This window comes from Mesorhizobium zhangyense (genome assembly GCF_011045115.1).
GTDB lineage: Bacteria > Pseudomonadota > Alphaproteobacteria > Rhizobiales > Rhizobiaceae > Mesorhizobium_M > Mesorhizobium_M zhangyense.
In genome coordinates this window covers 1-21,884 of record NZ_JAAKZG010000004.1, presented here as the reverse complement: position 1 = coordinate 21,884, position 21,884 = coordinate 1, and the positions used below count along the sequence as shown (strand labels likewise).

Genomic DNA, 21,884 nt, shown 5'->3' with positions numbered 1-21,884 from the left:
GAGGAGACGCAACCCATGTACAAGCTTCTAGGCCGCCAGACTTCGGGCAACGTTCAAAAAGTGCTTTTCATGCTGGAAGAGCTCGGCGCGCGCTACAAGCGCGAGGACTATGGCCGGCAGTTCGAGAACACTCAGACGGCCGAATACAAATCGCTCAACCCGACTTCGAAGGTGCCGACGCTGGTCGATGGCGACGCGGTGATCTGGGAATCGAACACGATCCTGCGCTACCTCGCAGCCTTCGGTGGCGAGCATCTGACGGGTGCAACGCCCACCGAAAAGACCGAGGTCGAACGCTGGATGGACTTCCTGCTGGCTGCGGTCAATCCCGGCTATCTCGCTGCGTTCAAGGGCGCGAAGCTTCCGCCCGAAGAGCAGACGGCCGAGTACAAGGAGCAGGTTCGCGACCTCGTCGCCCAGCTCAAGATCGTTGATGGCCATCTCGAGGGCAAGGACTTCCTGGCGCTCGGCAAACTGACCATCGCCGATATCGCCTGCGCGCCGATCCTCAAGCGCTGCGTCGATTTCAAGATCGAGCGTCCTTCGCTGCCCAATCTGGAGCGTTGGGTTGCTGCCATAGCTAAGCGTCCTGCGTTCCTCGTCGCCACGGGTGCGGCCCAGTCGACAAAGGCCGCATGATGATCAAGCGCGTCGCCCTCATCGGATTGGGAACGATGGGCCCCGGCATCGCCGCGCGACTTTCGCGTGGCGGGCTGGAGGTTGCGGCGTATGACATTTCGGAAGCAGCGATCGAGCGTGCCCGCGGCATGCTCGATATTGCGGGCGGCGTTCTCGACCGTCTCGACATACAGGCGCCCGCTGAGGGTGCCAGCGCGGTGCGCTTCATGCGCAGCATTGCCGAGGCCGTTGAAGGTGCTGATCTCGTCATCGAGAACGTGCCGGAAAACATCGATATCAAGGCCGAGACCTATCGCGCCATCGATCCGCTGATCGGACCTTCGGTTATCGTCGCGTCCGACACATCAGGCATTCCGATCACCAAGCTCCAGGCGCATATCTCGCATCCTGAGCGTATGGTCGGCATGCATTGGTCGAACCCGCCGCATATCGTTCCGATGATCGAGGTGATCGGCGGCGAGAAGACCGCTCCGGAAACGGTTGCGACCATCCGAGACCTGATCCGCTCCATCGGCCTGCTGCCGGTGGTGGTGAAGAAAGACGTTCCCGGCTTCGTCGAAAACCGCGTGCTCTATGCGCTGTTGCGCGAGGCGGTCGATCTGGTCGAGCGCGGTGTCATCGAGCCGGAAGATCTCGACACCTGCGTTTCCTGGGGCATCGGCTACAAAATCGCGGTCATCGGGCCGATGGCGCTGCTCGATATGGCCGGCCTCGATATCTACAAGTCTGTCTCGTCTTTCCTGAACGCCGATCTGTCTAATCGCGACGATGTCGCGCCGATCGTTCTTGAAAGGACAGGCGCCTCCAAGCTCGGCATCAAATCCGGGGAGGGCATGTTCTCCTACACGGCGGAGAAGATCACCGCCCTGCAGGGCGAAAGAGCGAAAAAACTGGTCGCCGTGCGGCGCATCCTCGAAGGCCGGGAGTGAGCGATGCAATCGGCGGTGAGGGAGACACAAGGCCGTAGCAGATTGGGGGAGAACCTGCCGCATATTGCGGAGCGCACAGGCAAGGCTTTGCACTGGATTCTCGGCGTCGCATTGCTGGTCGTGGTCGGCATCAATGTCATCAACGCGACCGGGCGTTATTTGTTCGGCTTCTCGATGACCGGCACCGATGAGCTGATGGTCTACACCATCATCTGGGTGGTGATGGCCGGCGCGATCCTGTCGCTGGCGAACCGCGACCACATCAGCGTCAATCTCCTGCCGTCCTACGCAAAGGGGCGGTGGCGGCATCTGCTTTACATCATTCACGACATCGCCGGCGTTCTGGCCTGCGCCTACGCAACCTATGCCTCCTACGGTTTCGTCACGAAGATCGGACGGCTCGGAACCACGAGCATGGGGCTTGGTATTCCCATGACCATCCCGCATGCAGCGCTGCTTGTCGGCTTTACCGGGCTGACGATCACGGCGGCGATCATGCTCGCCCGCGATCTCAATGCATTTGCCCGCAACGATCCGCATGAGGAACCGGGCGCATGACCGCTTCCCTGGCGATCCTTCCGGTCCTTCTCCTGGCGCTCGGCACACCGGTATTCCTGGTCTTCCTGGCTGCCGTCGCCGTCACCTTCTTCTTTATCCTGCCGACACCGCCGGTCGCCCTGCATCAGGTTCTGTTCGGTGGGTTCGACAACTACGCGCTGCTTGCGATACCGTTCTTCGTCTTTGCCGGCGAATTGATGGGAACGAGCGGCATCGCCTCGCGGCTGATCACCTGGGTACTGGCACTGGTCGGACGCTTGCCCGGCAGCCTTGCGGTTTCGACGGTCGGCGCCTCGACCGTCATTGGCGCCATTTCCGGTTCCAGTGTCGCGGCGGTCGCAGCCCTCAGCAAGACGCTTTATCCCAAGCTGGTAAGCTCGGGTTACGGCAAGGAACGCTCTGCCGGACTGCTCGCATCCAGTGGCGCGATCGACATCGTCATACCACCCAGCATCGCCATGATCCTCTACGGCCTTGCCGCCGAGCAATCGATACCGCGGCTGTTCATGGCGGGTGTTATCCCCGGGCTGCTGATGGCGCTGATGATGTGCATATTCGTCATAGTCGTCGCCATCGTTCTGAGAATCCCCGTAGTCGGGCGATTCGATCCCAGGGAAGCCTGGCTCGCGACGAAGAACGCGATTGCAGCGCTTCTGATGCCCGTCTTCGTCCTCGGCGGTATCTACAATGGCTGGTTTTCGCCGACTGAAGCCGGTGGCTTTGCCTGTCTCTATGCCATCGTCGTCGCACGCTTCGTCTATCGCACCATGAACTGGGCCGATATCATCCGCGCGGCCGGAAACTCGGCGATGCTGTCGGCGCAGATTCTCATCATCGTTGCCACCGCCGGTGTCGTGACGTGGGTGCTGACGACACAGGGTGTGCCGCAGGCGATCGTCGCCTGGATTCAGGCGCTCGACATGAACGCGATGACTTTCTTGCTGGCGGTCAATGTCGTGCTGCTGATCATCGGCTGCTTCCTCGACCCGACTTCCGCCATCCTGGTGTTCGCGCCGCTGCTGGTACCGATTGCGATTTCGCTGGGCATCGACCCGATCCATTTCGGCATCATCATGACCGTCAATCTGGCGATAGGCATGTTCACGCCGCCCTTCGGTCTGAACATCTTCGTCGCCCAGTCCGTCACCGGGTTGCCTGCTCATTCGCTCTACAAAGGAGTTCTGCCCTTCGTTGCTGTGCAGGTCACTGCACTTCTGATCATCACCTATGTGCCGGCGCTTTCCTTGATGCTCGGCCAGTCACTTTAAAAAAGAAAAATGGGGAACGTGATGCTTTCGAAATTTCTCAAGGCCGCTGCTTTTTCCACGGCTTTGGTGCTGCTGCCGCTGGCAACGGCAATTCACCCGGCTGCCGCGCAAAGCACGATGAAACTGGCGTCGGCGACCATCAACGACGTCCAGCATGAATGGCAAAAGGTTTTCGCTGAGGAACTGAAAACCCGCGTCGGCGATGCGGTGAAGACCGAAATCTATCCGGCAAGCCAGCTCGGCGCGATCCCGCGCATGGCGGAGGGTGTGCTGCTCGGCACCATCGAAGCATTCACCACACCGACCTCCTTCATGACCAATGTCGATCCGCGCTTCCAGGCTTTCGATGTTCCGGGCCTGTTCAAGACGCCGCAGGATGTCGACAACGCAATTCATGACCCCGAGTACCGCGCGCGTCTCGAAGAAATGTTCCTCGACAAGGGTCTTCGGGTCATCGGCGCGATCTACAACAGCCCCACCGTCGTTTTCACGATGAAGCCGGTTACTACTCTCGATGGGCTGAAGGGCCTGAAGATCCGGACGTTTGCGTCGCCAATGCAGATCAAGCCGATGGAACTGGTCGGCGCCACGCCGCTGCCGCTGGCATTGACCGAAGTCATCCCGCAGCTCGAAGCTGGCGGCCTCGACGGCATGCTGGTCGGCATGCCGATCCTGACGGCGTTCAAATATTACGATGTCGGCAAGAACATCACCGATCTGCGCTTTGCCGAGATCGTCTCCGTCACCGTCGTCAACGAGGACTGGTTCCAGTCGCAGACCGACGAGGTCAAGAAGGCTATCGTCGATGCGGGCCGCGCCGCCGAGACTTCGGTGTTTCAATGGGGTGTCGACAATGTCCAGAAGACCTATCAGGTCTGGGCCGACAATGGCGGCGTGATCAACAAGCTGTCCGACGAAGACCAGGCGAAGATGGAAGGCGAATTCCATACGCTCGCCGGAACGCTTGTCGATGCCAATCCGGCCGTGAAGGAAGAGTATCAGCGCCTCAAGACGCTGGTGGATGCGAAGGTGGCGAAATGAAACGCGCCACCGCTCACTCGCAGACCAGGCGTCCGGTTTTGTCCGAGCAGGTCAGCTGCAGGGCAGCGGGTGCCGCGCCATGGTCGAGCGCGATCTGTGAGCGTGTCGCATATGCACGGCCTTCGATCCCGCACCACAGGCGCTCGACCGGCAGGTTCTCGCGCTTGTCGTTGAGCGCCGCATATGTCCCGCTCTTGGGGTCGAACCAGAGTTCGATTTGGGCGGCTTTGCCGGGTGCGACGGCTGTGAGTTCGACAGAATACCAATGGGCGATGTCGGCGTTGCAGGCGAGGGGTTCCTTGCCAGCATTGGCGACAGTCAAGGAAACTGGCGAGAGCCCGTCCGTGCCTGTTCTGACGGTGATGTGCCGCAACTCGGTCGCCTGGGCCGAAGTGGCCAGCGTCAGCATCAGGGGCAGAAAAACTTTCAACATGAATCTTGTCTCTCTCCATCAACAAGGAGAGTTATAAGTATATATCGCTTATGCGCAACAATAATAAGAATAATTGTTGATGTGATTGGAAAGTATAAACCAACGGAGGGTAAAATGTTACGCGTACTGAAGAGCAGTGTAAGTGTAATTCTATTGACTGGTTTCATGTTGAGCGGAGCTATTGCCGCAGATGTGAAATCAATTGCCATCCTGACGCCTGAAGAAGGCACCGACTACGGCTGGAACCAGCAGGGCGTCGATGCCGCCAAGGCAGCGGCTGCCGCGACTGGTGTCGAGGTCGTGGTCGCCCAGGGTCTCGGCTATGGCGACGTTCGCCCGACGCTTCGCGAACTGGCGGAAGAGGGCGCAAGCCTGCTGATCGCCCATGCCAGCGGCTACAACACGTCGGCGCCTGAAATCGCCAACGAGCTCAAGGTTCCGGTGGCGATCGTCGACACGCCGTCGGCGCTCAAGAAGGGCCTCGTCGCGGACTACACGCTGAGCGGCCATGAAGGCGCCTATCTTGCCGGCCGTCTTGCCGCCAAGATGACGCGCTCCAAGGCCGTCGGCATCGTCGTTTCCGGCGAGCCGCCGTCATGGAACTCGCAGTCGGCAGGGTTCGCTCAGGGCGTCAAGGCCGAGAACCCGGATGTGAAGGTCACCTATGCCGTTATCGGACCCGCCGCCTATAGCGACGCTGCCGGCGGCAAGCGCGTCACCGAAAGCGTGATCGCGTCTGGTGCCGACATCATCTTCGGTCAGGGCAACGGCTCCAGCTTCGGCATGCTGCAGGCGGTCGAAACGACCAAGGCTGCCGATGGCGGCAAGGTCTATTTCATCGATGTGATCGGCGATAAGACGCCCATCGACAAGGGCTTCCTGCTCTCTTCGGTGGTCTGGAACATCACGCCCGTCTACACGGCGATGATCAACGACCTGAAGGCCGATACCTTCGGCACCAAGAGCTACTCGATCGGCCTGAAGGATGATTCCGTCAAGCTGCTCAAGACGGCGGCGATCCCGGACAATGTCTGGACCGAAGTCCAGGCGCTGCGCGAGGATGTCATCTCCGGCAAGATCAAGGTCGAGCCGGTGTTCGAAGCGACGGCCGTGCGTGCCCTGATGACGAATGTGAGCGAATAGCCACGAGCGCCATAGGCTGGAGGGGCCCAATGTGCTGCCCCTCCAGTTTGATTTCATGCTCTGACGCTGGGCGTATCATGACCAATGTTTCAATATCACCGGCGGCAACGCCGGACATCGTCGTGCTCGATCGGGTAACAAAGCGGTTCCCCGGTATCGTCGCCAATGACAGCGTCGACCTGGCGATCCGGCCCGGCGAAGTTCACGTGTTGCTGGGCGAAAACGGCGCCGGCAAATCAACCTTGATCGGCATGCTGTCAGGCCTTCAGCAGCCGGACGAAGGGCGTATTCTGGTCGATGGCACCCCAACGCCGATCACGTCGCCGCGCCATGCGCTTTCGCTCGGCATCGGCACGGTCTTCCAGCACATGATGCTGGTGCCGACGCTGACGGTGGCGGAAAATCTTCTGCTTGGCGGGTCGTGGTGGCAACGCCCCAAGACCGAGGAGCTGGAAGCGCGCGTTACCGAGATCAGCCGCACGCTGGGCATCACGATCAATCTCCATGCCAGGATATCCGAGCTTTCGCTGGGCGAGCAGCAGCAGGTCGAAATCCTGCGCGCGCTGGTGCGCAACAGCCGGCTGCTGATCCTCGATGAATCGACTTCCATGCTGACGCCGAAAGGCATCGACGAACTGGGCGCGCTGATGCGCCGTCTTGTCGAACAGGGCCTGGCTATTGTTTTCATCACTCACAAGCTCAAGGAGGCGGCGGCCTTTGGCGACCGCATTTCGGTTCTGAAGCTTGGCCGCAAGGTCGGCGAGATTCCGCCGGAACGTTTTCGCGCGCTCGGCGAGGACGAGATCATCTCGGAAATCGTCGAGCTGATGTTCGGCAAGCGCAAGGATGACCCCGAAGCGGAGGAAAAGGCACCGCGTGTGCTGCCTGCAAGCGCGGCACCTCTGCTGGAGGTGCGCGACATCGAAGTGCCCGCAACTGCAAATACGCCGGGCCTCTCTGCGATATCCTTCGACATTCGCCCGGGCGAACTGCTCGGCATTGCCGGCATCGACGGCAACGGCCAGAAGCAACTCGCCGAGGCCTTGGCCGGGCAGCTTCCGACCTCTGGCGGTACGATTGCTTTGGAAGGAAAACGGCTCGACGGGTTGAGCGTCGGCGAACGCCGTGAGAGCGGGCTGCGCTATTTGACCGACGACAGGCTGGGCGAGGGCACCGTGGGGTCATTCCCCGTGTCGATCAATTTCTTCCTGAAACAGGTGGGCGCTGCTCCCTTCTGGCGCTCGGGCATCGAGCAGCGCGCCGAGATCGACAAACGCGCGGGCGAACTGGTTCGCGAATACGATGTGCGCACGCCGAGCCTGAAGACACCGGTGGGCCGCCTGTCCGGCGGCAACATCCAGAAGGTGCTGCTGGCGCGCGAACTGGCCGAAGGCGCCAAGGCCGTTATCTTCAACAAGCCGACCTATGGGCTCGATCTCGCCAACACCTTGGCAACACGCCAGCGCATTCGGGAAATCGCGGCGCGGGGTCTGGCTGTCCTTCTCATCTCCACAGACCTCGAGGAACTGCTGAGCATGTGCGACCGGATTGCCGTGATTTCGAGCGGCCGGTTGGTCGGTACGGTCGAAAACACGGGTGACGCCCGCACACGGGTTGGCCGTCTGATGATCGGGCTGGCGGCATGAGCGCGGAGACACAGGCCATGAGTGCGACCGCTCTCGATACATCGAATGGCACGCCTGCACGGCGCGATATCCAGCGCCGCATTATCATGACGCTCGGTCCTATCCTGGCCGCTCTGATAATAGCCGGTTGCATCCTGCTGGCCGTCGGCGTCAACCCATTGACCTATTATGGTTTTGTTCTCGAACGCGGGCTGCTGTCGCCGCTCGGCGTCCAGCAGACGCTGACGCGCATGGCGCCTCTGCTCTTCCTCGCAGCCGGCCTCATCGTCGCGTTTCGCGCCGGCATGTGGAATCTCGGCGGCGACGGCCAGTTCCTGCTTGGCGCGGTCACTGCCGCTGCCAGCGGGCCGCTGCTCGTTCAGGTGCTGCCGGCATGGCTGGCCCTGTTCTGCGCCTTCCTGCTGGCAACCGCAATTGCCATGCTGTGGTCACTCGTGCCGGCCTTGCTGCGCGCCTATCAGGGCGTCAACGAGATCATCACCACGCTGATGATGACATTTCTCGGCACGTCGCTCGCCAATGTCCTGGTGAAGCTCGTTTTCCTCGACCCTTCAACCACTGTGCCGCAGACACGGACTTTGCCGGTCGAGGATCGCCTGCCGCGCCTGTTTGATACGACGATTACCAGCGGGCTCCTGCTTGGTCTGGCCGCCATCCTCATAGTGCATTTCGTCATGACGCGTACCGCATTCGGCCTGAAATTGCAGATCGTCGGTGCCAATCCGCGCGCCGCCGTCCATGCCGGCCTCGGCGTGCCGAAGCTCACAATTGCGGTGTTCGCGATCTCGGCAGGGTTGGCAGGTCTGGCCGGTGCCGTCGATATCATCGGCGTTCAGGGCAATGTGAGGGCCGACTGGAATCCGGCCTATGCGATGGCGGTCATTCCGGTCGTTTTCCTCGCCCGCATGAACGGCATCGCGGCAATCGGCTTCGTGTTCATGCTGTCTGTTCTGTCGATTGGCGGCGAGAGTGCCGCGCGGCGGCTCGGCGTGCCGCATCACTTCACGCTCGTGCTTGTCTCCATCGTTCTGATCATGCTGGCGCTCGCCGAATATATCGACCACCGCTACAACCAGTCGCGAAAGGCGTGACGTCATGACGGGCCTGTTCAGCGAAGTCTTCCTCGGCGCACTCCTGTTCGGCGCCGTCACCGCCGCCATCCCGCTGCTTCTTGCCGGGCTGGGCGAGCAGATGTCGGAAAAGGCCGGCGTGCTCAATATCGGCATCGAAGGCATGATGATCTTCGGCGCCTATCTCGGTTTCGTCGGTGCGTTCTATTCGGGGTCGTTGTGGCTCGGCTTTCTCACCGGCGCGCTGGGCGGCATGGTGGTGGCGCTTCTCATGGCACTGCTATGTGTACGGCTGGGTCTCAACCAGATCGTCATCGGCATCGGCCTGACGCTCGGGCTCGAGGGGCTGACAGCGCTGCTTCATCATTTCCAGTTTTCGCGCAGCTATCCGCGCCTGCCGGCGGCGGACAGGACCGTGATCCCATTTCTCGCGGATATCCCCATTCTGGGGCCTGCGCTTTTTCGTCAGCACCTGATCGTCTATATGGCCATCGCGCTGGTTTTCGTGATGGGCTACATCTATCGCCGCACGCAGCTTGGCCTCAATCTTCAGGCCGCCGGCGACAAGCCCGCAGCGCTCGACGTGGCCGGTATCGATGTCGTGCGGACCCGCACGATCGCAGTCCTGACGACCGGCGCGCTGGCCGGTCTCGGCGGTGCCTATCTCGCCAATGTCGGGGCTGGCATCTTCATCCCGTTCATCACCAATGGCGCCGGCTTCCTCGGTATCGTGCTGGCGATGCTAGCGCGGGGCCGGCCGGTCTGGGTGCTGTTTGGCGCGCTCCTGTTCGGCGTCTGCCTGTCGCTGACCACGGCCATGCAGGTCGCCGGCATCAACATCCCGACCGATGTCATCCAGATGCTGCCGTTCCTGGCGGTGATGATCATGCTCGTTCTGTTCGGCCGTCGTGCCAGCCTGCCGGCAGCATTGGGCATTCCATATGAGCGCGGCGCCCGCTGACGCTGGAAGAATAATCAAGGCGGCAAATGGGGAGCCGCGACAACAGGAGGTAAAGATGTCGGACACAAAGGTCTATCTGCTCGACGGCGGCTCGCTCGTTCTCGATGGCTATCATGTGTTCTGGAACCGTGGTCCTGGCGGCGAGGTGCGCTTTCCCGTCTATTCGATCCTGATCGAGCATGCCGAAGGCCGTTTCCTGATCGACACCGGCTATGACTACGACCATGTCATGAAGGTGCTGCCTTTCGAAAAGCCGATCCAGAGCAAGAACCAGACGATACCCGGCGCGCTGGCGCTTCTGGGCCTGGAGCCGAAAGACATTGATGTCGTCGTCAATTCGCATTTCCATTTCGACCATTGCGGCGGCAACAAATATTTCCCGCACGCCAAGAAGATCTGCCACAAAACCGAAGTGCCGCAGGCCTGCAATCCGCAACCCTTCGAGCATCTCGGCTATTCGGATCTCAGCTTCTCGGCAGAGGCCGCTGAAGCGCGCGGCGCAACGGCGCAACTGCTCGACGGCACCACGCGTGCGAACTCGACCTTCGAGGGGATCGACGGCGATATCGAACTCGCCAAGGGCGTCAGGCTGATCTCCACGCCCGGCCATTCCATCGGCCATTACAGCCTGATGGTCAATTTCCCCAAGCGCAAGCCAATCCTTTTCACGATCGACGCTGCCTACACACAAAAAAGCCTTGAGACACTGTGTCAGGCAGCCTTCCATATCGACCCGGTGGCGGGCGTGAGCTCGATGCGCCGGGTGCAGAAGCTGGCCGAGGAGAACGAGGCCGAACTGATGTACTCCCACGACATGGAAAACTTCAAAACCTACAGGACCGGCACGCAGTTCTACGGCTGACGGCCGGCATTTCGGAGGCAGATCATGCGATATCCCGACCACGCAGAACCGGTGATCACACTCACCGCCGGTCCCGTCAACGCCTATCCCGACGTGCTGCGGGGGCTCGGGCGCACGGTGCTTTACGACTACGATCCGGCGTTCCAGCTCTTCTACGAAAAGGTCATAGGCAAGGCGCAGAAGGCCATGCGTCTGTCGAACAAGCCGGTCGTGCTGCATGGCGAGCCGGTGATGGGGCTGGAGGCTGCCGCCGCATCGCTCATCTCCAAGGACGATGTGGTGCTCAATCTGGCGTCCGGCGTCTATGGCAAGGGGTTCGGCTATTGGGCCAAGCGCTATTCGCCGAACCTGCTGGAGATCGAGGTGCCTTACAATGAGGCGATCGATCCGCAGTCGGTCGCGGACATGCTGAAGGCGCATCCCGAGATCACCATCGTCTCGGTCTGCCATCACGATACGCCATCGGGCACGATCAACCCGATCGACGAGATCGGAGCGATCGTCGCGGCACATGGCGGCTATCTGATCGTCGATGCGGTGTCGTCCTTCGGCGGCATGAAAACGCATCCTGAGGATTGCAAGGCCGACATCTATGTGACCGGCCCCAACAAATGCCTCGGCGCGCCTCCCGGACTGACGCTGATGAGCGTGAGCGACCGGGCCTGGGAAAGGATGAAAGCCAATGGGGCGGCGCCTCGGGCCTCGGTTCTGAGCATTCTCGATTGGGAGCATGCCTGGTCGAAGGAAAAGCCGTTTCCGTTTACGCCTTCCGTTGCCGAGATGAATGGCCTGGACGTCGCGCTCGATCTTTATCTCAACGAGGGGCCGGAAGCGGTGTGGGCGCGTCATGCTTTAACCGCCAAAGCGACACGCGCGGGTGCGAAGGCTATGGGCCTGTCGATCTGGGCTGCGAATGAAAAGATCGCTTCGCCGACCACGACCGCCATCCGCACGCCGGAAGGCGTCGATGAAAAGGCGCTGCGGCAAGCCGCGCGCGAACGCTACGGCGTGGTGTTTTCTTCGGGCCGGGGCGAGACGCTCGGCAAGCTGACGCGCATCGGCCATATGGGGCCGACAGCTCAGCCAATCTATGCGATTGCAGCACTTACTGCTTTGGGCGGTGCCATGAACGCAGCCGGCCAGAAGCTTCAGGTCGGCAAAGGCGTCGAGGCAGCACTCGCCGTGATCGATGCTGATGCCTGAAATGAATTCCACAAACAAAAGACCAAAGGGGACATGTCGATGACTGAACGGCTCGCAGGAAAGATCGCTCTGGTTACCGGAGCCGCGCAAGGTATCGGCAAGGCCATCGCGACGCGGCTGGCCGCCGATGGCGCCACAGTTGTCGTCAGCGATATCAATGGCGAAGGCGCCAACACGGCAGCTGCCGCGATCGGCGGAAAGGCGAAGGCGGTCGCTGCCGACGTGTCGGATCCGGCGTCGGTGAAAGCGCTGTTTGCCGAGATCGAAAAGCTCGGCGGCGTCGATATCCTTGTCAACAATGCGAGTATCGTTCCCTTCGTTGCCTGGGACGATGTCGACCTCGATCACTGGCGCAAGATCATCGACGTCAATCTGACCGGCACCTTCATCGTCACGCGGGCCGCCACCGACCAGATGCGCGCCGTGGAGAAGGCGGGCAGGGTGATCAGCATCTCGTCCAACACCTTCTTTGCCGGCACGCCGAACATGGCCGCCTATGTCGCTGCCAAGGGTGGCGTCATCGGCTTCACCCGGGCGCTCGCAACAGAGCTCGGCAAATACAACATCACTGCCAATGCGGTGACACCGGGCCTGATCGAGAGCGACGGCGTCAAGGCCAGCCCGCATAACGAGGCCTTTGGCTTTGTCGAGATGCTTCAGGCCATGAAGGGCAAGGGCCAGCCGGAGCACATCGCCGATGTCGTGGCGTTCCTGGCTTCCGACGATGCGCGCTGGATCACCGGCCAGACGCTGAACGTCGATGCCGGCATGATACGGCACTAGCGTCAGGCTGGGCGTCTTCCCACGTTGGCGGCGCTGAATCGTTTCGGGAAGTCGATTGCGATTTTTGCGATCACGCGCCCACGCAGTTCATGTTCTGCATGAACTGCTTAATCCATCACTGCAGTTGCCAATCTCCCGGCATCTGCTTATTGCCTTCAGGGTCCAGATCGGTCGGCTAGCCTAGGGAACATCATTTTGGGAACAGGACTCGATCCGTCGCTGCTCGACGGCCAGACCATTGCTGCGCTGATTGCCGGCCTTGCCGCAACCGGCGTGATTTCGGGCATATTGGCCGGACTGCTCGGCGTCGGTGGTGGCATTGTGATTGTGCCGGTGCTGTTTTGGGGCCTGACGCTTTTCGGGTTTTCCCCGGCCGTCATCAGTCACCTTGCGGTCGGCACATCGTTGGCCGTCATCATTCCGACTTCGATCTCTTCGATGCGGGCGCACAACAAGCGCGGCAATGTCGACAGATCGCTGCTGAAGCTCTGGGGGCCGACCATCTTCATCGGCGCGCTGATAGGCGGCATCATGTCGAAGTATATTCCCGGTTCCGGGCTGCGCTTCGTCTTCGGCGTCGTCGGCATATTGGTCGCCATCAACATGGCGATCCCGAAGACCCTGGTGATCTCGGATCATCTTCCCAGGAGCGGCTGGATCAACCGGGCGATCGCTACCGTCATCGGGTTTATCTCATCGCTGATGGGCATCGGCGGCGGCACGCTCTCCGTGCCGACACTCTCCAGCTTTTCCTTTCCGGTCCACCGCGCCGTCGGCACGTCATCGGCGCTTGGATTGCTGATTGCTCTTCCGGGTGTCGCGGGCTTCATCTGGGCCGGTCTCGAGATTGCAGGGCGCCCGCCGCTCAGCCTCGGCTATGTCAGCCTGCCGGCGGTCGCCATCATCGCACCGGTCAGCTTTCTGTTTGCTCCGCTGGGCGCGCGCCTCGCCCATGCGCTAAACCCGCGCTACCTGAAGCTTGCCTTCGCCTTCTTCCTGGCGATCACGGCGGCAAGGATGCTGCTTTCCTGAGGGTACACCAGCAGGGCAGGGGATCGCGCCGACCGTTGTCCTTTTAACCGTGTCCCTCAACGGTCTCGCCATTGGGTTTCTCCACCAGCAGCTTGCCAAGATGTCGGCCTAGGAAGCGCTGAATATCGTCCATTAAGGTGTAGACCACCGGAACGTAGACGAGGCTGAGCACGGTAGAGGACAGCAATCCGCCAACGACCGCGATAGCCATCGGCGCGCGCGTCTCGGCATCGGCGCCGATGCCGAGCGCGATCGGTAGCATTCCGGCGCCCATGGCGATCGACGTCATGACGATCGGCCGTGCGCGCTTTCTGGCCGCATCGAGCAGCGCTTCGATGCGACTCATGCCGCGTTCCTTCTCGGCGATCAGCGCGTATTCGACGAGCAGGATCGAGTTCTTGGCGGCAATGCCCATCAGCATCAGCAGACCGATGAGGGCCGACAGGCCGAGTGCCTTGCCGGCGATCAGCAGGAAGCCGAGCGCGCCGCCAACCGACAACGGCAGGGCAACAAGGATTGTTACCGGCTGCACGAAACTGCGGAAAAGCAGCACCAGCGTCAGATACATCAGCAGGATGCCGGCAATGATCGCCGTGGCAAAGCCGGTGAACAATTCCTGCATGCGGGCCGCGTCGCCTCGCGCCAGTTCGTGAACGCCATCGGGCAGGCTCTGTATCACCGGCAGTGCGCGGATGGCGGATGTGGCTTCGCCGAGCGTGATGCCGGAGAGGTCGGCTTCGATAGTGGCACTGCGGCTGCGGTCCACCCGCGTGATGCCGTTGGGGCCGGCGTCGAAGCTGATGTCGGCCACCGAGCCTAGCGGCACGGTGCCTTTCGTGCCGGTCAGCGGCAACATGGCAAGTTTGGCGGGTTCGTCTATCGCGCCGTCCGGCAAGGTGACCACGATCGAGACCTGCCGGTCGCCGAGATTGAATTTCGGCAAGCTTGTGTCGGTATCGCCGATCGTGGCGATCTTCACGGTCTGCGCAATCTCGGTCGCCGTGATGCCGAGTTCGGCGGCGCGGGCGTCGTCGGGCCGAACGATCAGCTCGGGCTTGGTCGCGGCAGCTGTCGAGGTCGGGTTCATCAGGCCGGGGACCGACTTCATCTGCTCGATCAGCGTATCGCTGGTCTTCTGCAGCACGTCGCCATTGTCACCGACCAGCGTGATCGACACCTTGGCGCCCGAAGAGCCGTCGGCACTGAACTGTATCCGCGCGCCGGGAATATCGTTGAGCTTAGGCGAGGCTTCCGCTTCGAATTGCTGCTGGGAAACGCTCCGTTCGTCCCGCGGCTTCAGATTGACGGTCACATTGGCGCTGCGTACCTCCGCCGAGGACGAGCCGCGGTTCGGTCCACCACCGGACTGGGCAGCAGTGCCGACGGTGGCGAAGATGCTTTCGATTACCGGATCGCTCTCAAGGCGCGTGGTGATCTCCTTCACCACGGCAATGGTCTGCTCGATCGTAGATCCCGGCTGCAATTCGACCGAAATCATCGAACGGCCACGATCGGTCGCCGCCATGAATTCCGTCGGCAGTTGCGTCGCCAGCGACATAGACCCGACGAAGAAGGCGACGCCGGCGATAAGTGTGATCCAGCGATGGCTGAGCGCTGCACGCAGAAGCCAGATATAGGTCGGCACCCAGGCTGGCGTATCGTCTTCGCTATGGCCACCGGCGCGCACCAGATAGGCGCCCATCAGCGGCGTCAGCGTGCGCGCGACGAGCAGGGAAAACAGCACCGAAACGCAAACCGCAACCGCGAAGCTGAAGAATATCTTGCCGGGGATGCCGGGCATGAAGGCCACAGGCAGGAATACGGCAACGATGGTGGCCGTGGTTGCCACCACCGCAAGACCGATCTCGTCGGCGGCCTCAAGTGCTGCCTGATAGGCGCTCTGACCGGTCTCTCGCATGTGGCGGACGATGTTTTCGATCTCGACGATGGCATCGTCGACCAGAATGCCGACCACCAGCGAAAGTGCGAGCAGCGTGATGTTGTTGAGCGAAATGTCGAACAGCGCCATGACGGCGAAAGTCGGGATCAGTGACAGCGGCATGGCGACGGCTGAAACCAGCGTCGCGCGGATATCGCGCAGGAACAGCCAGACCACGCCCACCGCCAGCAGCGCGCCGAGCCATAATGCCTCAAACGCGGCATCGTAGCTTTCCAGCACGAAATCGGAGGAGGATGTGACCTCGGTGAATTTCACGGACGGGTTCGTGCTGCCTATCTCGGCGATCGAAGCGCGCGCGGCCTTGACCACATCGACCTCGCTCGAACCGACAGACCGGTAGATATTGAAGGCGACGACCTCCTTGCCGTCGAGATAGGCTGCCTGGCGTGGTTTCTCCCAGCTGTCGGTCACCTTGCCGAGATCGGCCAGCCGGACGTTGCCGCCCGTAGTGAGCGGAATGCGGGTGTCGGCCAGTGCCTCGACAGTCGAGACGCTGCCCAGGGTGCGCACCGACTGCTCCTGGCTGCCGATGCTGGTGCGGCCGCCCGGCTGATTGACGTTGATTGAGGCCAGTGTCTGGCTGACATCGCCGGCGCTGATGCCGAGGGCGGCCAACCGGTCGGGATCGAGTTCGACGCGGATGACACGGTCGACGCCGCCGGAACGCGTGATCTTGGAGACGCCGTCGACACCGAGCAATACCTTGGCGACATCGTTGTCGACATACCAGCTCAGCGCGTCGGGCGACATTGCGGGGGCATCGACCACGAAGGTCAGCACCGAACTGCCGCTGGCGTTGACCTTCGACACGACCGGCTCCGTCGCGCCCGCCGGGAGGCTGGACTGCACGGTCGAAACGGCGTTGCGAACGTCGTTGGTGGCCGTCTCGGGATCTGTGTCGAGGGTGAACTGGATGGTCGTCGTGGAGGAGCCCTCGCTGATCGAGGTCGAGACATCGTCCACGCCTTCGAGGCTCGCCACCGTATTCTCGATGACGCGCGCGACCTGCACCTCCATCTCGCTCGGCGCCGCTCCAGACTGCGACACTGTCACGGTGACGGTCGGCAGGTCGATGTCGGGCATATTGTTTGTGCGAAGCTGCATGAAACCATAGAGCCCGGCGATCGTCAGCGACAGGAACAGGACGATGGTCGGCACCGGATTGCGGATCGACCAGGAAGAGATGGCGTTCATTGGGCTGTTCCGGTATTGGATGCAGTCTGTTCACCGTCAATGACAGCGACGCGTACAAGATTGCCGTCGTTGAGGAAACCCGCACCCGAGACGACGACGCTTTCTCCGCCGGCCAAACCGTTGGTTACAGCCACACGGCCATCCCGGTGGTTTCCGGTCTCGATGCTTAGTGCGGTCACCTTGCCGTCTTCACCAACGATGAAGACGTTCGGCTTGCCGTCACGCCAGATCAGGGCGCTTTCAGCAACATTCAGGCTATCGGTGGAAGAGGTGGTGATCGATACGCGGGCGAACATGCCGGACTTGAGGCCGGAATTGTCTTCGGGCGAGACATAGACGAGACCCAACCGTGTGGTTGCGTCGATCTTCTCGGCAATGGACGAAACCTTGCCCGACAGGGTATTTCCCGAGGCGTCCGTTATGGTCGCTTCATTGTTCACCGCTATCCGGGACAGGTCCTTGTCGGGAACCTGGACCGCGATCTCGGCCTTGCCGTCGCGTATGATCCTCATCAATTCCGTGCCGGACTGGACAATGGAGCCGACGACCGCCGGCCTCGTAGAAACCGCGCCGTCAAAAGGCGCGCGGATTTCCGTTTGCGCGAGAGAGACGGCAATACGGTTGGCTGCGGCTTGCGCCTGTGCGAGTTGGGCGGTGGCCGTCTTGACGGTGGTGGCGCGTTCCTCTGCGGTCTCGGCGCTGATCGCTTTGCTGGCAAGCAGCTTCTGCCCACGCGCCGCGGCGTTCTCGGCCGCTTCCAGCGTCGCATGTGCCTGCTGAACAGCAGCTTCTTGCTCGGCAAGTTGAGCCTTGAGCAGGGCATCGTCCAGTTTCGCAACGACTTGGTCCTCGGTGACCCGGTCGCCTTCGCTGACCGGAACTTCCACCAATTGCAGGCCGCTGGCCGGTGAGCCGACGATGCTTTCCTGCCAGGCCTGTACGGTGCCGGTGGCGGTTATGGACGAGGCGATCTTGTCCCTGCTCACCGTTTCAACCGCGACGGTCAGAGATGCGGCCTGCGCTGTAACAGGCGCTGCGGCCTCGGTCACATCGGCATTGCCACGGCCGTAAGCCTTGATAAGGGCGACGATTGCGACTGCAAGGACGACAGCGGCCAGCGCCAGATATCTTTTATGCGATGATCTTATGGTCATGGATCTTGTCGCCGTCCGCCGGATGGAGCTGTTGATGATCGGATATGTCGAGTGAAAGTCGCCACGCGCCGAAGGCCAGTCTTGTTGCGCCGGTAAAGGCCTGCACGGGCTGGATTGTCTTGGCGGTACCACGACGAGGCGAGCCCGGCGCGACCGCCATAAGCAGTCGCAGCGTCAAGAACATTTCCCACATGGGAAGTTTCCTCTCTCATATGGCCGATTGTGGAGCTGAAATTGTTCCATTCATTTGAAACCGGCCGGCCCGCCAACGGCCCCGCGAGCCGGCCGGTGCAGCAGGTCAGGGCTGACCGTCGATGGGCGGGACTGGGCTTGGGGAGCGCCCGCCATCATCCGGTCGACCTGCTGCTCCCTCGGGAAAACCGCCACGCGGACCATGCGGCCGGTCCATGCGGTTCGCCGAGGCAAGCTGTTCGAGCTGTTCAGGCATCAATGTGGTGCGCAGCGTCGCGATTGCTGCCTTGAGCTTTTCGGCTGCGGCGGCACGCTTGCCGATTTCGTCGGCCAGCCTTTCGTCGCGGGCGAAGGGATCCTTCCGGACGTCCGCTCCCGATTGGGGGCCGCGAACGAAATCGCCGGGGCGCGGCGGAGCCAAAACAGCTTGCAGCGCGCTGGTGTAATCACGCCACGCATCAAGCTGTTCTGCTCGGATGCCTATACGGGTCTCGATTGCCGAAAGCCTTGTCGCCAGCATGAACTCACGCGGTGGTCCCATACGCATGGGGCCGAAATGAGCATTTCCCGGGCCGCGCCAACCGTCGGCATCGTCCGGCCCATGCCTCATCGGCCGCCCTGGAGCAGGCGGATGCATGGGAGAATTGTCCGGGCCACCTTGAAGCGCAACGACCGGCAAGTCACCGTCAGGTGTCTGCCCAAAATCGGCCTGCTGCGCCAATGCAGGGTGAATGACCGCGACCGAGAAGAGACCGAGTGCAAAAAGCGTGTTTCGCATGATGTAATCCTTTCCTGCGTGCTTCGGATGACAGGAGGATAGGAAGTAGTTTTTTCCATTATGCGTCGGCGTGTTGCCGAAGATTTCTGCAAAGGGGAGATTTGTTTCCGAAGGTTTCCGCATCCCGGCCGGAAACACTTAGTTGCAAATTTTCGTCCCTCTCGCCGTCTGCTCTCCTATAATCAGCACTGAAACACCAAACGGCGCTGGGCATATCATGCAGTCACTACCTCACATCCTTGTCGTTGATGATGATCGCGAGATCCGGACGCTTCTCGGGCGCTATCTCGATGGTCAGGGTTTTCGCGTCTCGACGGCGGCAGACCGGCGCGAATGCGAACAGAAGCTCGGCGCCGGCCAGTTCGACCTGATCGTTCTCGACGTCATGCTGCCCGACGGTTCGGGGCTCGATATCTGCCGTGGCCTGCGTGACCGCAAGCCACATATCCCCGTCATTCTGCTGACCGCGCTCAAGGAGGATGTGGATCGCATCATCGGGTTGGAGCTCGGCGCCGATGACTATCTCGGCAAGCCCTTCAACCCGCGCGAACTGACCGCCCGCATCCGGGCGGTACTGCGTCGCTCGGGATCGGACGAAGCCGTTGCGCCGAGTGCGCTCATCTACCGGTTTGCCAACCACACACTGGAGCCGGACACCCGCAAGGTGAGTGACGCGCAAGGCGCGACCGTGGACCTTACCGGTGCAGAATTCGATCTGCTGCTGGTGTTTCTGGAGCGGCCGGGCCGTCTGCTGTCGCGGGACCAGTTGCTCGACCTGACCCAGGGTCGCGAGCGCGATCCGCTCGATCGTTCCGTCGATGTGCTGATGAGCAGGTTGCGCCGCAAGCTTGGCGAAACCGCAGATGCGCCCTTGTTCAAGACCGTGCGCAATGGTGGATACCAAATCACCGCCCGCGTGGAAACGTCGGAGCAGCCGCTATGACCTCGCTGCGCCGGCGGCTCATCCTGCTTCTCGTCGCATCCATCGTCGGTGTTGTCGGCCTGGCGACGGCTGCTGCCATCAGTGTCATGGGCGGGCCACGTCCTGAAGTGATCATGGAACCTGTCGCCCGCCAGATACGGCTTCTGGTGCAACTTGTTCCTGGCGAGTTGCCGGGCCTCAAGCGGGTCCAGATCGATCTCTCGGATCATCCCGCCGGCGGCATTGAAGATCCAAAGCATACCCGTGTGCTCAACGAGATCCTGCATAATGACGGCCTGGAGCTTCCGGCTGTCGTGACGCGTGTCGTCGGCAAGCGTCGCATGGTGGCTTCCGTCAGGCTGCCCGACGACCGCTGGATGCTCGTCAACATTCCCGATTTCTCGCCCCCTCAACGTGGCTGGATCGTGCTCGCGGGCTGGATCACCTTGATCGTATTGGGGGCGACCGCCGTATCCCTCTATTTCACCGCCGTGCTGACCCGGCCATTGGAGATGCTGGAGGCGGCTGTCGCCAAGATCGGACCGGATGGCGTTCTCGCCCCACTGCCGGAGGATGGCTCAGGCGAGGTCAGAGCAACGGCACGCGCACTCAATCAGCTCTCTGCCAGACTGAAGACAGCTATGGAAAGCCGTATGCGGCTGGTCGCTGCCGCCGGTCACGACCTGCGCACGCCCATGACGCGGATGCGCCTGCGCGTTGAATTCCTCGACGAAGATGAACGCGAAAAATGGCTCAACGATCTCGATGAACTCGACCGTATTGCCGACAGCGCTATCCGGCTGGTGCGCGAGGAAGTCGATCAGGACGATGTCGAAACCGTCCAGCTTGAGAAACTGGTCCGTGACATTGTTGCTGAAATGGAAACGCTCGGACATCACGTCACGGTCGAACGCCTTGAGGCGGTTTCGGTGCGGGCCGGCGCTCTTGGCCTGCGGCGCGCTATCCGCAACCTTATGATCAACGCTGCCACCCATGGAGCCGGCTGCAGCGTTGCGCTTACCGCCTCGAACGGGAAAGCAATGCTAGGCCTGACCGACCGGGGGCCAGGCATTCCGCCGGAATTGCTGGACAAGGCATTCGAGCCATTCTTTCGGGTTGATCCCGGACGCAGGCAGTCCGTGCCGGGCGCCGGCCTCGGCCTTGCCATCGCCAAGGAAATCATCGAGCGCTACGGCGGCGCCGTGACCCTGCAAAACCGGGATGGAGGAGGATTGTGTCAGAGAATCGTTTTCGACGCCGTATCTCAACACTCCGTAGCGTCTGGCGAATCTGCTTACGCCTGAATTTGCCACCCACGCTTTTGTGCATCCATCGCAAATCGCACTTCATCCTTGAACCCACCGGGCTACAACTTGTAAGGGATACGCACACTCGGAGAGGCTTCCGGGAAGTCCTTCGAGTTTCGGGTGACCAGCACCATCGAATTCGTCTCAGCGGATGCCCAAATAATCGCATCAGGCAGTTTGATGCGATGCTTCCTCCGGATTGCTACCGCTCCCTCTGCAACTATGCGATCAATGGGGACCAGATCGAAACCGTCGAGGAAAGATCGCGTTCCGTCCTCGACGTGCGCGTCGACGCCAATCATCACCTCCATGACCGGCAACAGCCGGTCTTCCCATGATGTGCGTAAGGCGAGTATTGCCGCCGTTCAGCGTGTCGTTGCAGGCCCCGCCACGCAGGATGTTCTTGCCGTCATTGCCGACAAGCGTGTTGTTGAGCGTGTTGCCGTTGCCGGTGAGATCGGCCGGGCCAAGAAGCTCCAGCCGCTCGACATTGGCTGCAATAATCCAGTAGACTTCGGAACGCACCGTGTCGGTGCCTTCACCGGAAAGTTCGATTGTTCGATCACCGTCGACACAACATATGTGTCGTTGCCGGCCTTGCCATCAAGGATGTTGTTCCCGGAATTCCCCTCCAACACGTTGTCGAGGGCATTGCCTGTTCCATTATTGACGTTAGCTTCCGGGCCAGCATCCACGTCCAGCGAAAGCACGCGCCAACGGCAAAATGGTCGCCTGCGGTCGCGATGCCCAGGCCACGCAAAGCTGACCTGGAAAGCCGGCGTCAGAAGTGTGCGTCTATAAGCCTCGCC

At 61.4% G+C, this 21,884-nt stretch carries 22 protein-coding genes; 15 read left to right on the top strand and 7 right to left on the bottom strand.

Going from position 1 to position 21,884, the window contains the following annotated elements; translation table 11 throughout:
- Nucleotides 1-15 precede the first annotated feature (15 nt).
- The 5 genes from G6N74_RS10080 to G6N74_RS10060 are packed head-to-tail and all read left to right on the top strand — an operon-like array spanning nt 16 to nt 4,435.
- Nucleotides 16-639 carry a glutathione S-transferase family protein gene (locus tag G6N74_RS10080; RefSeq protein ID WP_165116905.1) on the top strand — a complete coding sequence of 208 codons (624 nt, stop codon included), beginning with the start codon at nt 16-18 and terminating at the stop codon, nt 637-639.
- The gene (gene fhmpcd1, locus G6N74_RS10075; protein WP_165117800.1) at nt 639-1,568 is read left to right on the top strand and encodes a 5-formyl-3-hydroxy-2-methylpyridine 4-carboxylate 5-dehydrogenase; all 930 of its coding nucleotides are present in this window, start codon (nt 639-641) and stop codon (nt 1,566-1,568) included. The genes G6N74_RS10080 and fhmpcd1 overlap by 1 nt, the downstream gene beginning before the upstream one ends.
- A 3-nt stretch (nt 1,569-1,571) precedes the next feature.
- On the top strand, nt 1,572-2,126 hold the full coding sequence (locus G6N74_RS10070) for a TRAP transporter small permease (RefSeq protein WP_165116903.1): 555 nt from the start codon (nt 1,572-1,574) through the stop codon (nt 2,124-2,126).
- Nucleotides 2,123-3,394, top strand: coding sequence for a TRAP transporter large permease (locus tag G6N74_RS10065; RefSeq protein WP_165116901.1), 1,272 nt, complete (start codon nt 2,123-2,125; stop codon nt 3,392-3,394). The genes G6N74_RS10070 and G6N74_RS10065 overlap by 4 nt, the downstream gene beginning before the upstream one ends.
- Nucleotides 3,395-3,415: 21 nt before the next feature.
- A complete protein-coding gene (locus tag G6N74_RS10060; protein WP_165116899.1) occupies nt 3,416-4,435 on the top strand; it encodes a TRAP transporter substrate-binding protein in 1,020 nt (339 codons plus the stop codon).
- Between the two features lie 13 nt (nt 4,436-4,448).
- Here G6N74_RS10060 and G6N74_RS10055 read toward each other — a convergent pair whose 3' ends face one another.
- Nucleotides 4,449-4,868: a hypothetical protein gene (locus G6N74_RS10055; RefSeq protein ID WP_165116896.1), complete on the bottom strand. Its 420-nt coding sequence runs from the start codon at nt 4,866-4,868 to the stop codon at nt 4,449-4,451.
- 192 nt (nt 4,869-5,060) lie between these two features.
- On the opposite strand from G6N74_RS10055, the gene G6N74_RS10050 reads away from it, so the two are divergent.
- The 8 genes from G6N74_RS10050 to G6N74_RS10015 all read left to right on the top strand — a co-directional run bounded on the left by G6N74_RS10050 (nt 5,061) and on the right by G6N74_RS10015 (nt 13,568).
- Nucleotides 5,061-6,011 carry a putative B6 ABC transporter substrate-binding protein gene (locus G6N74_RS10050; RefSeq protein WP_442920783.1) on the top strand — a complete coding sequence of 317 codons (951 nt, stop codon included), beginning with the start codon at nt 5,061-5,063 and terminating at the stop codon, nt 6,009-6,011.
- Between the two features lie 77 nt (nt 6,012-6,088).
- Nucleotides 6,089-7,657 (top strand): putative B6 ABC transporter ATP-binding protein, encoded by a 1,569-nt coding sequence (locus G6N74_RS10045; RefSeq protein ID WP_165116892.1) that lies wholly within the window; start codon nt 6,089-6,091, stop codon nt 7,655-7,657.
- A 17-nt stretch (nt 7,658-7,674) separates the two neighbouring features.
- On the top strand, nt 7,675-8,748 hold the full coding sequence (locus G6N74_RS10040) for a putative B6 ABC transporter permease subunit 2 (RefSeq protein ID WP_246245709.1): 1,074 nt from the start codon (nt 7,675-7,677) through the stop codon (nt 8,746-8,748).
- A gap of 4 nt (nt 8,749-8,752) precedes the next feature.
- Nucleotides 8,753-9,688 (top strand): putative B6 ABC transporter permease subunit 1, encoded by a 936-nt coding sequence (locus tag G6N74_RS10035; RefSeq protein WP_165116888.1) that lies wholly within the window; start codon nt 8,753-8,755, stop codon nt 9,686-9,688.
- 55 nt (nt 9,689-9,743) lie between these two features.
- A complete protein-coding gene (gene pldA / locus G6N74_RS10030) occupies nt 9,744-10,550 on the top strand; it encodes a 4-pyridoxolactonase (protein WP_165116886.1) in 807 nt (268 codons plus the stop codon).
- Between the two features lie 24 nt (nt 10,551-10,574).
- On the top strand, nt 10,575-11,753 hold the full coding sequence (ppaT, locus tag G6N74_RS10025) for a pyridoxamine--pyruvate transaminase (protein ID WP_165116884.1): 1,179 nt from the start codon (nt 10,575-10,577) through the stop codon (nt 11,751-11,753).
- 39 nt (nt 11,754-11,792) lie between these two features.
- Complete coding sequence (gene pldH, locus G6N74_RS10020) at nt 11,793-12,536, top strand: pyridoxal 4-dehydrogenase, SDR-type (RefSeq protein ID WP_165116883.1); 744 nt, start codon at nt 11,793-11,795, stop codon at nt 12,534-12,536.
- Between the two features lie 189 nt (nt 12,537-12,725).
- On the top strand, nt 12,726-13,568 hold the full coding sequence (locus tag G6N74_RS10015) for a sulfite exporter TauE/SafE family protein (RefSeq protein WP_376767700.1): 843 nt from the start codon (nt 12,726-12,728) through the stop codon (nt 13,566-13,568).
- A 43-nt stretch (nt 13,569-13,611) separates the two neighbouring features.
- On the opposite strand, the gene G6N74_RS10010 is transcribed toward G6N74_RS10015, so the two are convergent.
- The 4 genes from G6N74_RS10010 to G6N74_RS09995 all read right to left on the bottom strand — a co-directional run bounded on the left by G6N74_RS10010 (nt 13,612) and on the right by G6N74_RS09995 (nt 18,846).
- A complete protein-coding gene (locus tag G6N74_RS10010; protein WP_165116879.1) occupies nt 13,612-16,722 on the bottom strand; it encodes an efflux RND transporter permease subunit in 3,111 nt (1,036 codons plus the stop codon).
- On the bottom strand, nt 16,719-17,876 hold the full coding sequence (locus tag G6N74_RS10005) for an efflux RND transporter periplasmic adaptor subunit (protein WP_165116877.1): 1,158 nt from the start codon (nt 17,874-17,876) through the stop codon (nt 16,719-16,721). Before G6N74_RS10005 ends, G6N74_RS10010 begins: the two co-directional genes overlap by 4 nt.
- On the bottom strand, nt 17,854-18,069 hold the full coding sequence (locus G6N74_RS10000) for a hypothetical protein (RefSeq protein ID WP_165116875.1): 216 nt from the start codon (nt 18,067-18,069) through the stop codon (nt 17,854-17,856). The genes G6N74_RS10005 and G6N74_RS10000 overlap by 23 nt, the downstream gene beginning before the upstream one ends.
- Nucleotides 18,070-18,174: 105 nt before the next feature.
- The gene (locus tag G6N74_RS09995) at nt 18,175-18,846 is read right to left on the bottom strand and encodes a hypothetical protein (protein WP_165116873.1); all 672 of its coding nucleotides are present in this window, start codon (nt 18,844-18,846) and stop codon (nt 18,175-18,177) included.
- A 217-nt stretch (nt 18,847-19,063) separates the two neighbouring features.
- Here G6N74_RS09995 and G6N74_RS09990 point away from each other — a divergent pair, with 217 nt between their 5' ends.
- Together G6N74_RS09990 and G6N74_RS09985 are read left to right on the top strand one after the other, a co-directional pair.
- Nucleotides 19,064-19,789: a response regulator gene (locus tag G6N74_RS09990; RefSeq protein WP_165116871.1), complete on the top strand. Its 726-nt coding sequence runs from the start codon at nt 19,064-19,066 to the stop codon at nt 19,787-19,789.
- Nucleotides 19,786-21,072, top strand: coding sequence for an ATP-binding protein (locus tag G6N74_RS09985; protein WP_165116869.1), 1,287 nt, complete (start codon nt 19,786-19,788; stop codon nt 21,070-21,072). The genes G6N74_RS09990 and G6N74_RS09985 overlap by 4 nt, the downstream gene beginning before the upstream one ends.
- A 62-nt stretch (nt 21,073-21,134) precedes the next feature.
- Here the strand turns inward: G6N74_RS09985 and G6N74_RS09980 are convergent, their stop codons facing one another.
- A complete protein-coding gene (locus tag G6N74_RS09980; RefSeq protein WP_246245708.1) occupies nt 21,135-21,377 on the bottom strand; it encodes a PIN domain-containing protein in 243 nt (80 codons plus the stop codon).
- Entirely contained in the window at nt 21,304-21,600 is a 297-nt protein-coding gene (locus tag G6N74_RS30710; protein WP_165116865.1) for a hypothetical protein, read from the bottom strand. Before G6N74_RS30710 ends, G6N74_RS09980 begins: the two co-directional genes overlap by 74 nt.
- Nucleotides 21,601-21,884: the final 284 nt, after the last annotated feature.